We start from the raw sequence: 16,400 nt of genomic DNA on the forward strand, positions 1-16,400 counted from the left end.
TTTATTCTCCTATACGAGTACCACTAGTTCCATCAATGGCTTCTGAAAGTTTATCTAATGATGCAATAATTGCAACATTTCCTTTCTTTTCCTTAACGAAAGCAATGGCTGCTTGAACTTTAGGTAACATGCTACCAGGTGCAAACTGACCTTCTTTTATATAAGTTTCAAGATCTTTTATTGAAACATTTTCAAGTTTCTTTTGATTTGGTTTATTATAGTTTACATAAACATGTTCAACAGCTGTAAGCACAACAAACATATCAGCATTAACTTTTGTAGCTAATTTTGAAAGAGCAAAATCTTTATCGATAACTCCATCAACTCCTACAAATTCTTTGTTTTCAAAGATGGTGGGAATACCTCCACCTCCTCCAACTATTACAACATTACCTTCATCAAAATTCTTTTTAATAGCATTGATTGAAATAAAATCAACTGGTAATGGAGAAGGAACAACTTTTCTATATCCTCTTCCTGCATCTTCAACAATAACTGAATTAGGATTGTTTTTATCTGCTTCTTCTTTTGTTTTATAGAAAGGACCAACTGGTTTTGTTGGGTTTTTAAAAGCATTATCTGACTTGTCTACAATGGTTTGTGTCAAAAAGTATAAAACATCTTTTTGAATTTTATCATGCATTAATTCATTCGTTAAAGCAGTTAGCATATGATAACCAATGTATCCCTGTGACATTCCGCCAGCTTCTGCAAATGGAACCATAGGTGTTTTTTCATTAACTTTTTTTGCATCAGCAAAAGCGTTGAAAATCATACCTACTTGTGGTCCATTTCCATGTCCAACTAGAACTTCATGACCTTTCTTTAATAATTGAGCTATTTTTTTGGCTGGTGTTTTTACCAATTCTTTTTGCTCTGCTGGATTATTTCCAAGAGCATTTCCACCAAGTGCAATTACTATTTTAGACATCTTAATATCCTAATGTAGCTAAAATAACCGCTTTAATTGAATGCATTCTATTTCCAGCTTGTTCAATTGATTTGTTATGTTTTGATTGAAATACTTCATCGGTAACTTCCATAGCACCTGTAGCTACAACTGGGTATTTTTTACCAAATTTTTCTTTAATTTCGGCTGAAAATTGTGTGTGATCATCATGAAATGCTGGTAAGCAGTGTAAGAATGAAACATCTTCTTTAGCAGCTTTAAGCATAGCCATGTCGACTTGGAATGCTCCAAGTTCTTTAATTCTTGGTTCAAATAGTGAAAAGTCTTCACCTAATGATACTCATACGTCTGTATAGATAACATCGGCATCTTTAGCTGCTTTGATTTTATCGTCACTAAACGATACTGAACCACCATTTCTCTTAAATAATTCTTGACAAGCTTGATAAACTTCTTTGTGTCCTTTTCCATTTTTAACAATATCGTGTTGTTCTTTAGGACCACATAAGACAACATGCATACCAACAAATGCTGCACCAATCATTATTGAACGTGAAACGTTATTTTTGATATCTCCGGCAAAAACAATTTTTTTACCTTTAAGGTCACCTTTTAGTTCCTTAATTGTCATGTAATCAGCCAACATTTGTGTTGGGTGCTCATCATCAGTTAATCCATTATATATAGGAACTCCTGAATACTTAACAAGTGCATCAACGTCACTTTGTTTAAATCCTCTAAATTCAATTCCGTCATAAAATTGACCTAATACCATAGCAGTATCTTCAATAGATTCTTTTTTTCCAAAGTTAGAACCAGCTGGCCCTATGTATGTGCAACCTGCACCTAAATCAGCAGCTGCTACTTCAAAAGCACATCTAGTTCTTGTTGAGTCCTTTTGGAACATGATTGCTATATTTTTACCAACTAGTGGTCTTACTGCTGTGTGTAAACCTTGTTGCTTGCTTTTCTTTAAATCAATAGCTAAATCAATTAAGTAATTGATGTCGTCTGTTGTAAAGTTAAGAGCAGAATCAAGACTACGTCCTTTTAAATTTCTTGGCATTTTTCTCTCTTTCTAACAATTAAAATTGCTGAATATTTATTCAACATCATAAAAGTTAATTTATTATTTTATATCTTCTCTTACTAGAGGCATTGACATACATCTTGCTGAACCCATACCTAATGAAAGTTGGTTCCCTTCAAATGATAATACTTTAACCCCAGCTTTTGTAAGTGCTTTTTCTGTTAGTTTATTTCTTGAATAACCAACAACAACTCCCGGTGCTATAGTTAAGTAATTTGTACCATCAAAGTGTGTTTCAATGTCAACATCTAGAGGAGATGCATCATGTCCTGCAATAGGAATTAAGACTGGTTTTTTACCAATTATAGTTTCTATCATATCAGACAAGGATTCTTCTAATTCAACCATTTTAATAGGCTTTGTCAAGTCTATTGTTCAAAACTTTAATGTCTTCATCATATTTGGTGAATACAAGAATTTGTCGTGATCAACCATTGTCAATCATGTATCTAAGTGCATTAAGTTAGGCATTGGAGGTACATTAACCGCAACGATTCTTTCAAATTTTGATTCTTTATTTGATTTTATATTGTTTGCAATAGTTAACAAGGCATCTTTATTAGTTCTTTCACTAATTCCAATAACCAATGTTGTTCTATTATAAATAAATACGTCTCCACCTTCAATATTACCTTTGTCTAGTCTATCAAATCAGTGTGGTGTAGTTTTGTAATCAGGGTGATTTTCAAAAATAAATTCTGAAAAAATAGTTTCTCTTTTTCTTGTAACATATTTCATGTTATTTAAAGAAATTCCATTACCTGCTGATGCAAATGGATCTCTTGTAAAGTATAAGTTAGGCATTGGATCAACAACTAGTTGTCTATCTAATTCAACTCCTAATTCAACTCTATCAACTCCAGCCATCATAATTCTAACCATTCTTTTTGTTCCAACAGTTTTTTGGGTGTGAAGTAAATATTCTTTTACTTTTTCTCTTAATTTTTTATCCAATTTTGGTTCTGATTCGTTTAATCATTTTTCAATAAAAGCATCTCTTACTGAAGGATTAACCAATTCATAAGTATCGGCAACAAGTTGGTCTAATTGAATGACCTTAATATTGTTATCTTCTAAAATTTTGAGAAATCTCTTATGTTCTTCAATTGCTGAATCTGGTTCAAGAATTGCAGAAAAGAGTAATTCTTCTAAACGACTTGGCGAGATACGCCTTATTTCGTCTCCGGGTGTGTGAACTAAAACTTCTTTTAGTTTACCCACCTCGCTATAAACATTAATTTTATTCATGTTTTTTTCTCCGATCAAATTTTCGATAATATTACATTATCTTCTTTATTATATTACTAATTATTTAACGGGTATGAAAATGGGAAATTATTCCACAAAAATATAAAAAAATGGCGACCAAGAACGGGTTTGAACCGTCAACACCCAGCTTAGGAGGCTGGTGCTCTATCCATTTGAGCTACATGGTCGTTTGTTATATTTTACATTATATTATCATTTTTTTGATACACTTTAATAAATAAAGAGGTAAATATGGATAAAAAATATGAAAAACTAGCTAAAAGTTTAGATACTTTTATGAATATTGAGGCAATGAGCCGTTATGAAGAGGTTATTGTTCAAGAAATTTTAAAACAAGTTGACACTAAAAATTTTATTATTTCTCGTGATAATTTAGGTTCATTAATTTTACACAAACCATCAAAAATAAAAGGTGCTCCAAAAGTTATGTATGCAGCACACATGGATGAAGTTGGATATTTAGTAAGAAATATTTCTAAAGAGGGTATGTTAATGGTAAGCCCTGTTGGTGGAGTATGAGCATCTACAGTTATTGGTACAAAAGCCAAAGTTGTTACCAATAAAACTAATAAAGAATTTATAGGGGTTTTTGGACACACTTCAGTACATATAATGGAAAGAGATAAGTTAACTAAAGCAATGAGTAATGATGAATTATATGTTGATTTAGGATTTTTAAGTGAAAAAGAAGCTCAAGATGCTGGTATTGAAATGGGAGACAGAGTTTATATGTCTGGTCAAACAATTCATTTTCCAAACAATATCATTGCTGGAAAAGCAATGGATAATAGAGCTGGTGTAACTTCAATAGTAGCTATTGCAAACAATATAGCAAACATAGATCTTGATGTTGATTTATATATTGTTGGAACAGTTCAGGAAGAGGTTGGATGTAGAGGAGCAAAAACATCTATTATGTTAATCGATCCTCAAATTGCTTTTGCTATTGACACAGGAGCTAGTCATGATACACCAAATTGTATTACAGGAGTTCCTAAGTTAGGAAATGGAGTTGCAGTTTTAGTAAAAGATTCTGGAACATTAATGGATCCATTACTTGTTGAAAATGTAATGGAAGTAGCAAGACAAAATAATATTCCTGCATATAAATACATTGCTGAAGGTGGTGGAACAGATGCAGCTAATTTACAATTCGGTAAAGGTGGAGTAGCAACATTAACCTTGTCAATTCCACAAAGATATTTACATTCACCAATAGGTTCTTGTTCATTGATTGACATTCAAGCCGTAGTTGATTTAGGAACAGAATTTGCAAAAAGTATGAACACTAGCAAATATAAAAAGATGCAATATAAATAATTATGATCGCATATAAAATAGATGGAACTCCGCATAAAAACGGAGTTTCTTTTGAAGAATTACTTACTAATTTTTTAAATGAATGCATAAAAAAACAAGCAAATTTAAATTGCTTTAAAAATGTTTTTTATGAAATCACTGGGTTAAAATTCAATAGTTTTCATTTCCAACATATAGGTGGAACAAAAAGTAGAAGTGATATTCATGATACAATTAACAATTTAAATATTTCAATAAAATCTAAGAAAATTGAAGACGGAAAAATAAAAGGAACATTCGATTTAATTAATACAACTCACATTAATGAAATATTAGTTAATAATAAAAAGTTCTCTGATATTTATTTTGCTTTTTCAAAAGTTAAAAAAACAATAAAAGAGTTTGATCCGACTAAAATCACAAACACAATAATTAAAGAAATAAGAACAAGAATAAGTTATTTTTGTTCTAGTCTTCTTTCTGAACTAACAAATAAAGACTTGTTTTATATTTTTAATAAATATAAAGAAAATACAAATGATTTTACAATGTTAAATTTATATGAAAAAGAACATGAAATTAATAAAGAAAATTTGTATTTATTAAATTATTCATGATACAGGAATGAATTAATAAAACTAGATTTTACTACTATTAACAACAACAGTAAAACAAGTTTTAATTTACTTTACAAAGATGGAACTAAAAGCCCTTTTAGAATTCGTGTTGTATTAAATAACGGTTTAAGTCCACTAATAGGAAGAGGCCGAACAGAGATTCTTCAATAACATTTAAAATTCAGGTAGATAATGTTAAAAAAATAATTGATACTTATGGCAAAAAAATAATAAGTTAAGGCTTATTATTTTATGTTTTCTATACGGTTTTTCGAGGTTTGAAAATGTTGTTCGTCCAATTCACATCCTAAAAATTTTCTATTAAGATTTAATGCAGCAACACCGGTAGAACCTGATCCCATAAAACAATCAAGAATAACATTTCCTTCGTTTGAATACATTTTTATAAGTCTTTCCATTAGTTTAACAGGTTTTTGAGTAGGGTGCAAATAGACAATTTCTTTTTGTTCAAAAATATAATTTGGAAGGGTTTTTGAATAATTAAAGCTATCTAATTTAATATATTGAGTGGCGCTTTTTTCGTTTACTCATTTTTCTTTAAGTTGGGTGTACGGAATAAAAAACTCTCATTTGTCTATAGCAAATTTTTCAATCAATTCATTATAAATCGCTTCAGATAGTAACCCAAATTGCTTACCAGTATAACAAAAGAAAAACTCAGATTTTCTATGACCTAAAATTTCATGAATCTTTCTCCTCTTAATATTAATAAAATCATATAGTGATTGTGCATACCATCTTGTAAAGTGTTTATTTTTATCAATTTCTTCTTTTTGAGCTATGTTGTTAAAAGTTCTTTTATTTTTTGAATTTTCACCAACTATAAAAATAGCAATATTTTCTGTAAAAGTTAACGGCATTTTATCAGCATGAAAACCTTGTGCAGCATTATTTTTTACTCAAATTAATTCATACTTGTAATATTTAATATTATCAATTATCATCATTGAATAAGTGGGATTTTGTCCAAAAACAGCAATTGTACCACCTGGTTTTAAAACTCTCGTAAATCTATTAAAAAGATCCTTTCAATCAATATTAACATCTCAATCAATTTTGGTTTTTTGACCGGACAATTGCATGCCGTTTATCTTTCCATAGGGTGGATCAATACAAATAAAATCAACTGATTTTTCATCAATTTCATCTAAAAAAATTTTATAATCTTGAAGTTTAATATTATAATTATTAATCATGTTTCTATTATATATCAATATAATGCAAGAAAGAATAATAAACAAAAAACAATTAAAGAAAGGACTAAAATGCATAAATTTAAAAATATATTTGAGATGATTTTGTTTGTTTTAAAAGTGTCTTTTGTTGGCTTTGGAGGTGGGAACGCATTGATGCCACTTATAAAATCAGAGGCGGTAGATAAGAAAAAATGACTTAGTATTGAAGAATTCGATAAGGTTGTAATTGTTTCTAATTTACTTCCTGGTCCATCAGTAATTCAAACCATCGGTTATATTTCAATAAAGTTTTTGGGTAAAATGTGAGGAACATTAGTCACGTTATTGGCTCTTTTACCACATGTCCTTTTTGCTTTTGGTTTGTATTTATTAGTTAATTTATTACCTATAAAATATTTATATGTTGTATCTGTTGGAGTACTAAGTGCAATAGTTGGAGTGCTTATAATTTTTGGAATAAGATATATAAAACTATCTCATAAAAATATGCCAATACCACTGTGGGTAAGTCTTTTTTGTATAACTTTTGCTTTTTGTTTTTTTATTCCAAGTCCATATAATGTACCAATTGTTGTTATGACTATTTTGTTTATTTTAATAGCTATTGTTGAATTTATTATAATTAAAAAATCGAAAAAAGTAATTGAAATAGTTGATGATAAAAACATAAGAAATGAGGACTTATAATGATTGCATTGCTAGTATCTATTCCTATTTTAATTTTAATTAGTTTATCCGTTTTTGGTGGCGGACAAGTTTTTATGCCCATCTTTAAATGATTTTGAGAACTCTTGGCTAAATTATTTCAAAGCGATATTAATCAAGATACAATTAATAGAATTTTTACAATTTCAAACGCAACCCCTGGAGTTGTATCAACAAAATTTTCTTTCTTTACTGGATATATTATAGCAAATGGAAGTTGATGAGGATATCTTGCAATGTTTTTAACATATTTTGTTTTTTGCTTACCTGCTATTTTTGTTATGTTAGTTACAATGAAGTATATAAATAAATTTGAGGATAAATTAATAGTTAAAAAACTTATGTTATATATGAAACCAATTGTCGCTGGAATAATTTTTAGTATTGCAATACAATTAATTTTGAGTATTATGTTTCCTTATATTTATTTTAATGAGGGGATTAATAAATATGTTGGACTTAATTTCAATGATCAAAAAGCACTTTTTTTCAGTGGTTGAAGAAGATTAATGCTTTACGCCTATTTTCCAACTATGACTATAATTTCAATTTATTTATCTCATAAAAAGACGCCATTATTTTGAATAATACTTTTAGGTTTAGTGAGTTCATTAATCTGTTTTATGCCTTGATTATAATAAGGAACAAAAATCATTTTTGTTCTTTTTTCGTCCTTTTTAAAAAAGCAACAAATAAATTAATATGCACAAAAATAGAGGAATGTTATTAGAAACTTTAATTAATAAAACAATTAATTATTATTGAACAAACAATATAGCTTATATAGAAAAAAAGCAAATACCAATTACATTTAAATCTATATCAAATATAGATGGGAAATTAAGCATTGGTAATGCAGTTATTAGTTCAAAATCTACGGTTGATTACATAGGTTGCTATAATGGAAGTTTTGTTGCTTTTGAAGCGAAAAGCACTAATATTGATAAGCTTGAATTATCAAATATCAAAGAACATCAAATAGATTATTTAAAAATTATCTATGATAATGGGGGATTTCCGTTTTTTGTTATTTTCTTCAGTAAGGACAACAAAGTTTATATTTTGTCTATTAAAAATTACTTAGAAATCATTAAAGATGGTAAAAAATATATAAGCCAAGAAACAATAAAAAATTATTCCATTAATGTAGAAATTACATTTCCTGGAATAATTGATTTTTTACCACTTATAAAATTTATTTTTTAAGATCGATTAATTCACGAAGATATTTAGATGGTGTAAATTTTACAACACGTTTTTCTGGAATAAACAGATCTTCACCTGTAAATGCATTTTTAGTATGACGTTTGTGTTTGATTTGTGTAGAAAATGTACCCAATGATGAAAGTTGTACTTTTTCTTCACCGATAAGTTCTTCTTTTAAAAAAAATACGAATGTATCAAAAAATTTATTAACTTCTTTTACTGTGTATCCTGTTCTGTTTGCTATTTTCATAATGAATTCTTTTTTTGTCATTTTTTTCTCCTTTGTTAATTGTTATTTTGTATTTTATACCTATTAAATAGGATAATAAGTAAAAACTCTTTACATAATAATTGTATATTTTTTTGAAGAAAATCAAAAAATATTTTAAAATGATAATAATAGATTATTTATTTTCATTATAATATATCAATAAGGGAAAACATGAACAAAGAAAAAGAAGAAATAGTTGAAAGAATTATTAACAACTCACTTGATAAAATAATGGCCGAAAGATTCGGAAGATATTCAAAATATATCATCCAACAACGTGCTTTACCAGACGTTAGAGATGGATTGAAACCAGTTCACCGTAGAATTCTATATGCTATGTCAGAATTAGGTCTAACAAATGATAAGCCATATAAAAAATCTGCCAGAGTAGTTGGAGATGTTATCGGAAAGTATCACCCACATGGTGATACATCAGTTTATGATGCAATGGTAAATATGTCACAATGGTGAAAAAGTGGAATTCCTCTTTTAGACATGCATGGAAATGTTGGTTCGTTAGATAACGATCCAGCCGCAGCCATGCGTTATACAGAGGTTAGAATGGCCAAAGTATGTAACTATATGCTTGAAGACTTGAAAAAAAACACTGTTGCTTTTATTCCTAACTTTGATGATTCTGAAAAAGAACCATCTGTTTTGCCAACCATTTTTCCTAATTTATTAGTTAATGGAACAACCGGAATTGCAATAGGAATGGCTACCGAAATGCCTCCTCATAATCTAAATGAAGTATTAGAAGCAACCATTGCTAAATTAAGAAGACCTTCAATAACTTTAGATGGATTAATGGAACACATAAAAGGACCAGATTTTCCAACCGGTGGAATAATTTATGGAAATAAAGGAGTTTTTGAAGCTTTCGAATCAGGAAAACTTGAAAAGGAAAAGATAAAGCTTTTTTGTAAATATGAAGTTGTTAAAAAAGATAAACTTCAATTTATCGAGATAACCGAAATACCTTTTGGTGTAGTAAAATCACAATTAGTTTATGACATTGATGTTCTAATAAACACTGAAACAATTGATGGTTTATTAGAAATAAAAGATCAATCTGACCGTGAAGGTATTAAAATAGTTATCACTCTTTCAGAAGAAGCTAATGTTGAAAGCATAATAAGTTTTCTACTTCAAAAGACTTCAATGCAAGTTAACTATTCTTATAATAATGTAGTAATACATAATAATTCACCAAAACTGATGGGACTTAATGAATTGCTTGAAGCATACATTGAACACATCAAAATAATTAAAACAAGAACTCTGACATATGATTTAGAAAAGTATCTATTAAGACTTGAAATAGTGTTAGGTTTTATTAAAGTTTCTGAAATTCCAGACAAAGTAATTAAGGTTATTCGAGCTACCGAAGGTGGAAAAGCAGCTGTTATTGAAAACTTGATGAATGCATTTAACTTTACTACAAATCAAGCTACTGCAATAGCAGAATTAAGACTTTACCGTTTAAGCAAAACTGATAAAGAAGCTTTCTTAATTGAACAAGCTGATTTAGAAAAGAAAATTGCAAACACTAAAGAGTTGTTAGATGATGAAAAGAAATTTGTAAATTATTTAATTTTACTTTTAAAACAAATGATAAAAGATATGCCTACTCCAAGAAGAACTCAAATTTTTGAAGAAGAATTTACATTTAATCATGATAAAAAAGACCTTGTTAAAGAAGAAATTGTTAACATTGCATTTAGTAAATTAGGATATATAAAACGTCTTAGTCAAAAAGTTGTTGATAGTAACGACTTCTCAACTTTTGCTTTAAAAGAAGATGATTATTTACTTTATATAGATAAGGCAAACACTGTGCATAATTTTCTAGTTTTTACAAACTGAGGAAATTATGCTATTATTCCTGTTTACAAAATCCAAGAAACCAAATGAAAAGAATTAGGAACTCATCTAAGTGCTTTTGTAGATTTAGCACCAGGTGAAAACATAATAAATGTAATTGAAGTTGAAGATTGAAACAGTCCAGATTTTATTGTTATGGCTACAAAACTTGGATTTTTCAAAAGAACAAAAATTAAAGATTTTGAAGTATCTAGAACCAATAAAACTTACACAGCAATTAATATAGATAATAAAGATGAAGTTATAAATGTTGCAGTTAGTGATGGAACAAAAGATATTTTAATTATAACAGCAATGGGATTTGCTACTAAATATAATGAAGCAGAGATTAGTTTATATGGACCAAAAGCAAAAGGAACAAAAGGGGTTTACTTAGTAAACAAAGACTTTGTTGCTTGTTTTACACCAACACATTTTAACGATATAGTTATTATGATCAGTGATGATGGTTATATTAAAAAGATGAAATCAAGAGAAATTTATTATGTTCCTAAAACCGCAAAAGGGAAAGAAATTTTTAAAAATAGAAAGCTAAATCCTTACTTTATAAGCGATATGCATTCATCTGAAAATGATGAAAAAATCCTTATTAAATTAGAAGATAATAAGATCGCTGTTAGATCTACAAAAGACTATTCAATTACAAATAGCGACGATTCCTTTACAAAGATAAAGACCGATTCATATATGGCTGGATTTATCAAAAAAGAAGTTAAAGCATATAAATTTGATCGATCAAAAGCATACCAAAAAATCATTCAACAAGAGGAAGAACAAGATATAAATAAAACTCTTGAGATTGAAATAATAAAGGCAAGTAAGCCACCAAGAAAATCTAAAGAAAGTAAAGAAAAAACGCTAGAAATTAATTTGTTGACCGATGCTCAAAAACCAAAGAAAAGTGAAGAGCAAAGATTTAAAGATGCAGAAGATCAAATAAACACATTTGATTTAAATGTAGAAGAATTATTAGCAAAAATAAATAGAACTCTTGGCGACACAGATACAAAGAAAAAGAAGAAATAATGAACACCTTAAAAGTTAATGACGTTATTGAACTAGAAGCAAACGACCTAAGCTATGAATGCTTGGGTATTTGTTTTTATAATGGATTAAAAATTTTTGTATCTGGCTTGTTCAAAGGTGAAAAAGGAAAAGTTAGGATATTTAAATTAAATAAAAACATTGCTTTTGGATATTTAGAAGAACTAATAATAAAATCTAAATTTAGAATATTTATCCCTGATAAAAACTCAATAATTTCAAACGCTCAACCACTTCTGGGTATTGATTATAATGAGCAATATAATTTCAAAAAAAATTTGTTAGAAACAAGATTAAAATGATCATTAAAGTTTAATGATTTTGTTTTTAATGGACTTGAAAAATCACATTTCGAAACAACAACAAGGAACAAAATTGTTGTTCCTTTAATTGTTAAAAATAATTTAATTTCTTTGGCTATGCATGCTTATAAATCAAATGATTTAGTTGATGTAAAATACATCTCATTAGCTTCTAAAAATATTAATGATTTTCTTAATAAATCAATAATATTTTTAAATCAAAATAAAATTACATATATATCAAAAATAATGGTCAGAGAAAATAAATATAATGAACTTCAAGTCATATTTTATAACTCAAAGGAGTCAAATAATATTAATAAAAATACATTCATAGAATTCATAAAAAACAACAAAAATATCAGACAATTTTGAATAGTAAATGAAGATGGAAAATTAATAAACTTACATAATCAAGATTTTCATTTAGAACTTGGTGGAATGTCGTTCAAAGTAGACTGTAATTCGTTTTTCCAAACAAATTGTGATGAATTTTCATACTTAATTAATGATGCTAAAAAATTAATTAAAAATAATGAATTCAAAGAAATTATTGAATTGTATTGTGGTGTAGGCTCTTTAGGAATGTTATTATCTAACAAAGAACAAAAACTTATTGGGATTGAAATATCAGAATCTTCAATTAAAAATGCTAATCAAAATAAAGAAATAAACAATTTAAAAAACACTACATACTATCAAGGTGATGCTTTTGACATTATTAAAAAAGTAAATGTCAATCTAAAAAATAATTTAATTATTTTAGATCCACCCAGGGCTGGATTAGACAAGAAGCTCATTAATTTTTTAGCTCAAAATGAAGCAGAAAATGTTCTATATATTTCTTGTGATTTAGGAACAATGATTAGAGATATTAAGTTATTTAATGAACTTGGTTATGAATTATTATTCATAAAAGGATATGATGTTTTTAGAAATACTAGTCACATTGAAATGCTAAGTCTTATACATAAGATAAAAAAATAAAATGTGTTAAAATATAAAATATGTTAAGGAGTTAAGATGAAAAAAGTAATTAGAATGAGAGAGAGAGAGAGAGAGAGTAATTCTATGAGCTCTCTTTGATGACGCAACTTCTTCCTATAAAACTTCTATTGAAAAATTTCAATCAAACTTCAGCACATCTATCGAGGTTCACTCAATTGGTATAAATGATAAAACCTTTAATAAAAGTGATTTTTATTTTTATCACCAAGTCGATTTGTCAATAACTAACCCAAACCTTATTAAGCAATTGTCGGAATTACCAAATCCCGATATTATTTTTGCGTCTCCTCCTTGCGAATCGTGATCCGGAGCTGATTGTTCGGGAAGAATGTTTAAGGGAATTGATAACGTAGGATTATGAAAAGTAGCTAATTCAAAATATTATGACGAGTATTTAAAAACATGCCATCCAGTAAAAAGAAGATATTTTCAACAAAAAGAAACTGGAAGATTAATTGGTGAAGGTACAGTAGGTGGTTCAATATCGATAATCAAACACTTTAAGCCAAAGGTTTGGGTAATAGAAAACCCTGCAACTTCTAAGTCATGAGAATTTCAAGAAGAACATTGGAATTTTTCAGGAAAATTGAATAAAACTTATTACTCTTCATATGATGAAAACTATAGTTTAAAACCAACAATTTTTAAATCAAACTTAACCTTCAATTTAAAAACAGAAAGAAGAACAGCAAATAATTCACATATGTCGCACGGTTCTTATGCAAGAAGAAGTTCAATTCCAGATGAACTTATTAAGGATATTTTAGAGCAGTCTATTGAATTCATAAACAAGGAGGATAATCATGAAAGAAAAAAATAATCTCCAAGAAATTTTAAGTCAATATTGAACTCTAGGAACAAACACTAGTTTGTATTTAGAAAAAATAAAAAACTGGTTTTCAAACATTGAGTTTTTTAAAGAATTTCCACACGTATATCTTAAAGTTGAAGATCTTGGCAATGGGTATGATAAAGTTGGTTTTTTTAAAAAAGGATCAAATAAAAGATTAGACACTACACCTTTGTATAAAGGTAGTGATGTTTCCGAATATGCTAGAGCAACTTTTCAAAATCAATTTTTGAGATATCTAATTTATTGCAATATATTTCAAAAAAATAATGGAGAATCTAATTATTATTTCAATAAAAAATTTGAAAATGTTAAAGATGAATATGATTACAATGAAAAAATAGTTGAATATATTTCACACAATATAAACAATAAACTAAATGAATTGCTAAAATGTCTTCGTGATGATGTTAGTTTTAAAGATGAAGATTTTTCTAAAAGCCCAACATTTTCAATTTGATATGATACTTTAAGATCTATTATTGATAGTGGATATTCAGAATTGACAAAACATATTTATGAATTAAATAACAAAACAGAAATCAAAAAAAATAAAAATCTTTATTGAACAAATAATAAATTAAAACTTGATAACAAAATTGTATTAGAGATAGCCAAGGTTTTATCAGAATCTCTAAATCTTGAAAATAACAATTTTAGAGATATTATTTTAACTAATAAAAAATTAAAAACTATTGATAATTTTAATGATCCATGAGTTAATAAACCAAATTATAAAGAAGGCAATTCAGATAAAGACGAATCAAAAATTATGAATTTTTTCGAGTTCTTGTCCTTATATAAAAACTTTTCAATTCCTATTTTTCAAAGATCATACATTTGAAAGAAAGAATATATCGAAAACTTTCTTGAGTCATTGTATGACGATATAAATGATGGAACTGAATATTCATATTTGAATAATATAATAATCAGTCAAGACGGAACGTGTTGAGATATTATAGATGGACAACAAAGAATATTTACCATGATTATGGTGTTATATTTTATATACAAATATAAAGTTAATAAAGGTGAAGAAGTTAGTTTAATGTTTATAGAGTTGTTTGAATATAAAAATCATAAAACAAATCGTTACGAATTAAATCATTATAACAACTCAATAGAAATAGAGGTTTACAATGATTTCAATTTGCTACTAAATGTTGGTAATGATAAAAGCAAGTATGATGAACTTACAAATACAAATTTATTAAAACATATTCAAACTATTGGTAATTTTTTACTAAAAGAAGTTGAAAAAGTAGATGTTATTTTTGAAAGGATATTAACTAAAACCAACTTTACCATTACAATACTTTGTGGAAAGAAAAAAGACAAGATTTTTTCAAACTTAAATATGGTTCAAGCACAACTTGAAGCAATAGATTTATTTAAAAATAAGGTGTATTCTTCAGCCTCTTTAATATATTCTTCTAAAGATTCAAGAAACAGAATAATGAAAAAACTTAATGATGAAGTTCTTAATAATTTCAAAAATGAAAAAGGCGAATTGTATGACAATAAAAAATTTATTCTTTTCATTGATATATTAGCTAATAAATTACAAATAGAAACTTCCTCAAATTGCAAAACATCTAAACCTATTGATGTTGCAAAATTAAGTTTTCAAATATTGGACTATTATCTTCAAGAAAATAACGATAACATAGATCAAGTAATTGATAAACTAAAAGATGATTCTATAGTATTTTCTTACATATATGGTTCAAAAAATATTGTTGGTTTAAGTAGTAAAATGATAAAAAATTACATGATTAGATCTCAAATTTTAACAACAAGCACAAAAACTGTTTTTTTACCAATAATATGAGAACTTATTGATAGCTGTAATTTCATTAAAAGCGAATTATCAATAGAATCAATATATGATTTATCTAGATGACTATTTGAAATTGAAAGATTTTGAATATTTTGAACAATATCAGGATTTAGTGGTGAATCAATAGGGGAAAAATGTAAGGAAATTGCAAATAATATTAGAACAAGTAGATTTTCAACATACAATATCGAAAATTTTAGATATGAATTAATTAATATGATACCAAGTTTAAGAAGAGATTTTAAAAAAAATAATGAGACTTTTAAAGAAGATTCTCAAATCCTATTATTCGATAACGTAAAAAGTAAAACCATTAATGCACCAAATACCAAAACTATACTTATTAGACTTAATACTTTTTTTCACAATAAGATGAAAGGTTATATAAATAAGGATACAAATAGACAGATTCTTGAAAATAATTATTTTGACCCATTTGAAAAAAACGAGTTAGAGCATTATTTGGCTAGAAAACCAGTTAAAAACGAAGAAATAACAAACATAGAAGAATATAATGAACACGTTTCAAAAATAGGTAATTTATTCATTTTGAATAAATTTGATAATATTAAAAAAAGCAACAAGAATATAAAACAACCTGTTTATGAAAATAGATATCAATATTTATACCATGGTTATAAAAATGAAAATCAAGAATTTTTAATGGATTGACATAACAGTAATTTTGAAGAGAAAACTCTAAAAGATAAATATAAACAAATTATTCAAAGATCAGAACAATTGCTTACTTTAATGCATAAATTATACTTTTATACTGACGAAGAAGTTGAAGATTTAATAAAGAAAAGTAAAAAAATCAATTAAAGAAGAATATTAAATCAAAACTTTGGATCAGATTTACCATAACATAATAAAAAAATCATT

Annotated in this window: 14 protein-coding genes and 1 tRNA gene; 9 read left to right on the forward strand and 6 right to left on the reverse strand. The window is 27.3% G+C overall.

Features of this window, described 5'->3' with window-relative positions:
• Position 1: 1 nt before the first annotated feature.
• The 4 genes from arcC to MCRO_RS03205 form a co-directional block, all read right to left on the reverse strand.
• Positions 2–931, reverse strand: a complete 930-nt coding sequence (gene arcC / locus MCRO_RS03190) for a carbamate kinase (RefSeq protein WP_013054496.1) — start codon at positions 929–931, stop codon at positions 2–4.
• 1 nt (position 932) lies between these two features.
• Positions 933–1,976 (reverse strand): ornithine carbamoyltransferase, encoded by a 1,044-nt coding sequence (gene argF / locus MCRO_RS03195; RefSeq protein ID WP_013054749.1) that lies wholly within the window; start codon positions 1,974–1,976, stop codon positions 933–935.
• Between the two features lie 63 nt (positions 1,977–2,039).
• Complete coding sequence (locus tag MCRO_RS03200) at positions 2,040–3,248, reverse strand: arginine deiminase family protein (RefSeq protein ID WP_013054668.1); 1,209 nt, start codon at positions 3,246–3,248, stop codon at positions 2,040–2,042.
• Between the two features lie 111 nt (positions 3,249–3,359).
• Positions 3,360–3,436 (reverse strand) — tRNA-Arg (locus MCRO_RS03205).
• 64 nt (positions 3,437–3,500) lie between these two features.
• Here MCRO_RS03205 and MCRO_RS03210 point away from each other — a divergent pair.
• Entirely contained in the window at positions 3,501–4,589 is a 1,089-nt protein-coding gene (locus tag MCRO_RS03210; RefSeq protein WP_013054785.1) for a zinc-binding metallopeptidase family protein, read from the forward strand.
• Positions 4,590–4,591: 2 nt separating this feature from the next.
• Positions 4,592–5,356 (forward strand): hypothetical protein, encoded by a 765-nt coding sequence (locus MCRO_RS03215; RefSeq protein ID WP_013054707.1) that lies wholly within the window; start codon positions 4,592–4,594, stop codon positions 5,354–5,356.
• Between the two features lie 74 nt (positions 5,357–5,430).
• Here MCRO_RS03215 and MCRO_RS03995 read toward each other — a convergent pair whose 3' ends face one another.
• Positions 5,431–6,402 (reverse strand): DNA-methyltransferase, encoded by a 972-nt coding sequence (locus tag MCRO_RS03995; protein ID WP_013054288.1) that lies wholly within the window; start codon positions 6,400–6,402, stop codon positions 5,431–5,433.
• 69 nt (positions 6,403–6,471) lie between these two features.
• Here MCRO_RS03995 and MCRO_RS03230 point away from each other — a divergent pair, with 69 nt between their 5' ends.
• From MCRO_RS03230 to recU, 3 genes are all read left to right on the forward strand, one after another.
• Positions 6,472–7,089 (forward strand): chromate transporter, encoded by a 618-nt coding sequence (locus MCRO_RS03230; RefSeq protein ID WP_041594136.1) that lies wholly within the window; start codon positions 6,472–6,474, stop codon positions 7,087–7,089.
• Positions 7,089–7,745: a chromate transporter gene (locus MCRO_RS03235; RefSeq protein WP_013054444.1), complete on the forward strand. Its 657-nt coding sequence runs from the start codon at positions 7,089–7,091 to the stop codon at positions 7,743–7,745. Before MCRO_RS03230 ends, MCRO_RS03235 begins: the two co-directional genes overlap by 1 nt.
• Before the next feature lie 64 nt (positions 7,746–7,809).
• Positions 7,810–8,313, forward strand: coding sequence for a Holliday junction resolvase RecU (gene recU / locus MCRO_RS03240; protein WP_013054768.1), 504 nt, complete (start codon positions 7,810–7,812; stop codon positions 8,311–8,313).
• On the opposite strand, the gene MCRO_RS03245 is transcribed toward recU, so the two are convergent.
• Entirely contained in the window at positions 8,303–8,602 is a 300-nt protein-coding gene (locus MCRO_RS03245; RefSeq protein ID WP_337998354.1) for an HU family DNA-binding protein, read from the reverse strand. The two genes, recU and MCRO_RS03245, sit on opposite strands and share 11 nt — an antisense overlap.
• 153 nt (positions 8,603–8,755) lie before the next feature.
• Here MCRO_RS03245 and MCRO_RS03250 point away from each other — a divergent pair, with 153 nt between their 5' ends.
• The 4 genes from MCRO_RS03250 to MCRO_RS03265 all read left to right on the forward strand — a co-directional run bounded on the left by MCRO_RS03250 (position 8,756) and on the right by MCRO_RS03265 (position 16,340).
• A complete protein-coding gene (locus tag MCRO_RS03250) occupies positions 8,756–11,494 on the forward strand; it encodes a DNA topoisomerase IV subunit A (RefSeq protein ID WP_013054201.1) in 2,739 nt (912 codons plus the stop codon).
• Positions 11,494–12,801, forward strand: a complete 1,308-nt coding sequence (locus MCRO_RS03255; RefSeq protein ID WP_013054602.1) for a class I SAM-dependent RNA methyltransferase — start codon at positions 11,494–11,496, stop codon at positions 12,799–12,801. Before MCRO_RS03250 ends, MCRO_RS03255 begins: the two co-directional genes overlap by 1 nt.
• A gap of 349 nt (positions 12,802–13,150) precedes the next feature.
• Positions 13,151–13,642, forward strand: a complete 492-nt coding sequence (locus MCRO_RS04260) for a cytosine methyltransferase (protein WP_337998351.1) — start codon at positions 13,151–13,153, stop codon at positions 13,640–13,642.
• Complete coding sequence (locus MCRO_RS03265; protein ID WP_041594079.1) at positions 13,626–16,340, forward strand: DUF262 domain-containing protein; 2,715 nt, start codon at positions 13,626–13,628, stop codon at positions 16,338–16,340. The genes MCRO_RS04260 and MCRO_RS03265 overlap by 17 nt, the downstream gene beginning before the upstream one ends.
• The last annotated feature ends 60 nt before the right edge of the window (positions 16,341–16,400 follow it).

The sequence above is a fragment of the Mycoplasma crocodyli MP145 genome, from assembly GCF_000025845.1.
GTDB classification, from domain to species: Bacteria; Bacillota_I; Bacilli_A; order Mycoplasmatales; family Metamycoplasmataceae; genus Mycoplasmopsis; species Mycoplasmopsis crocodyli.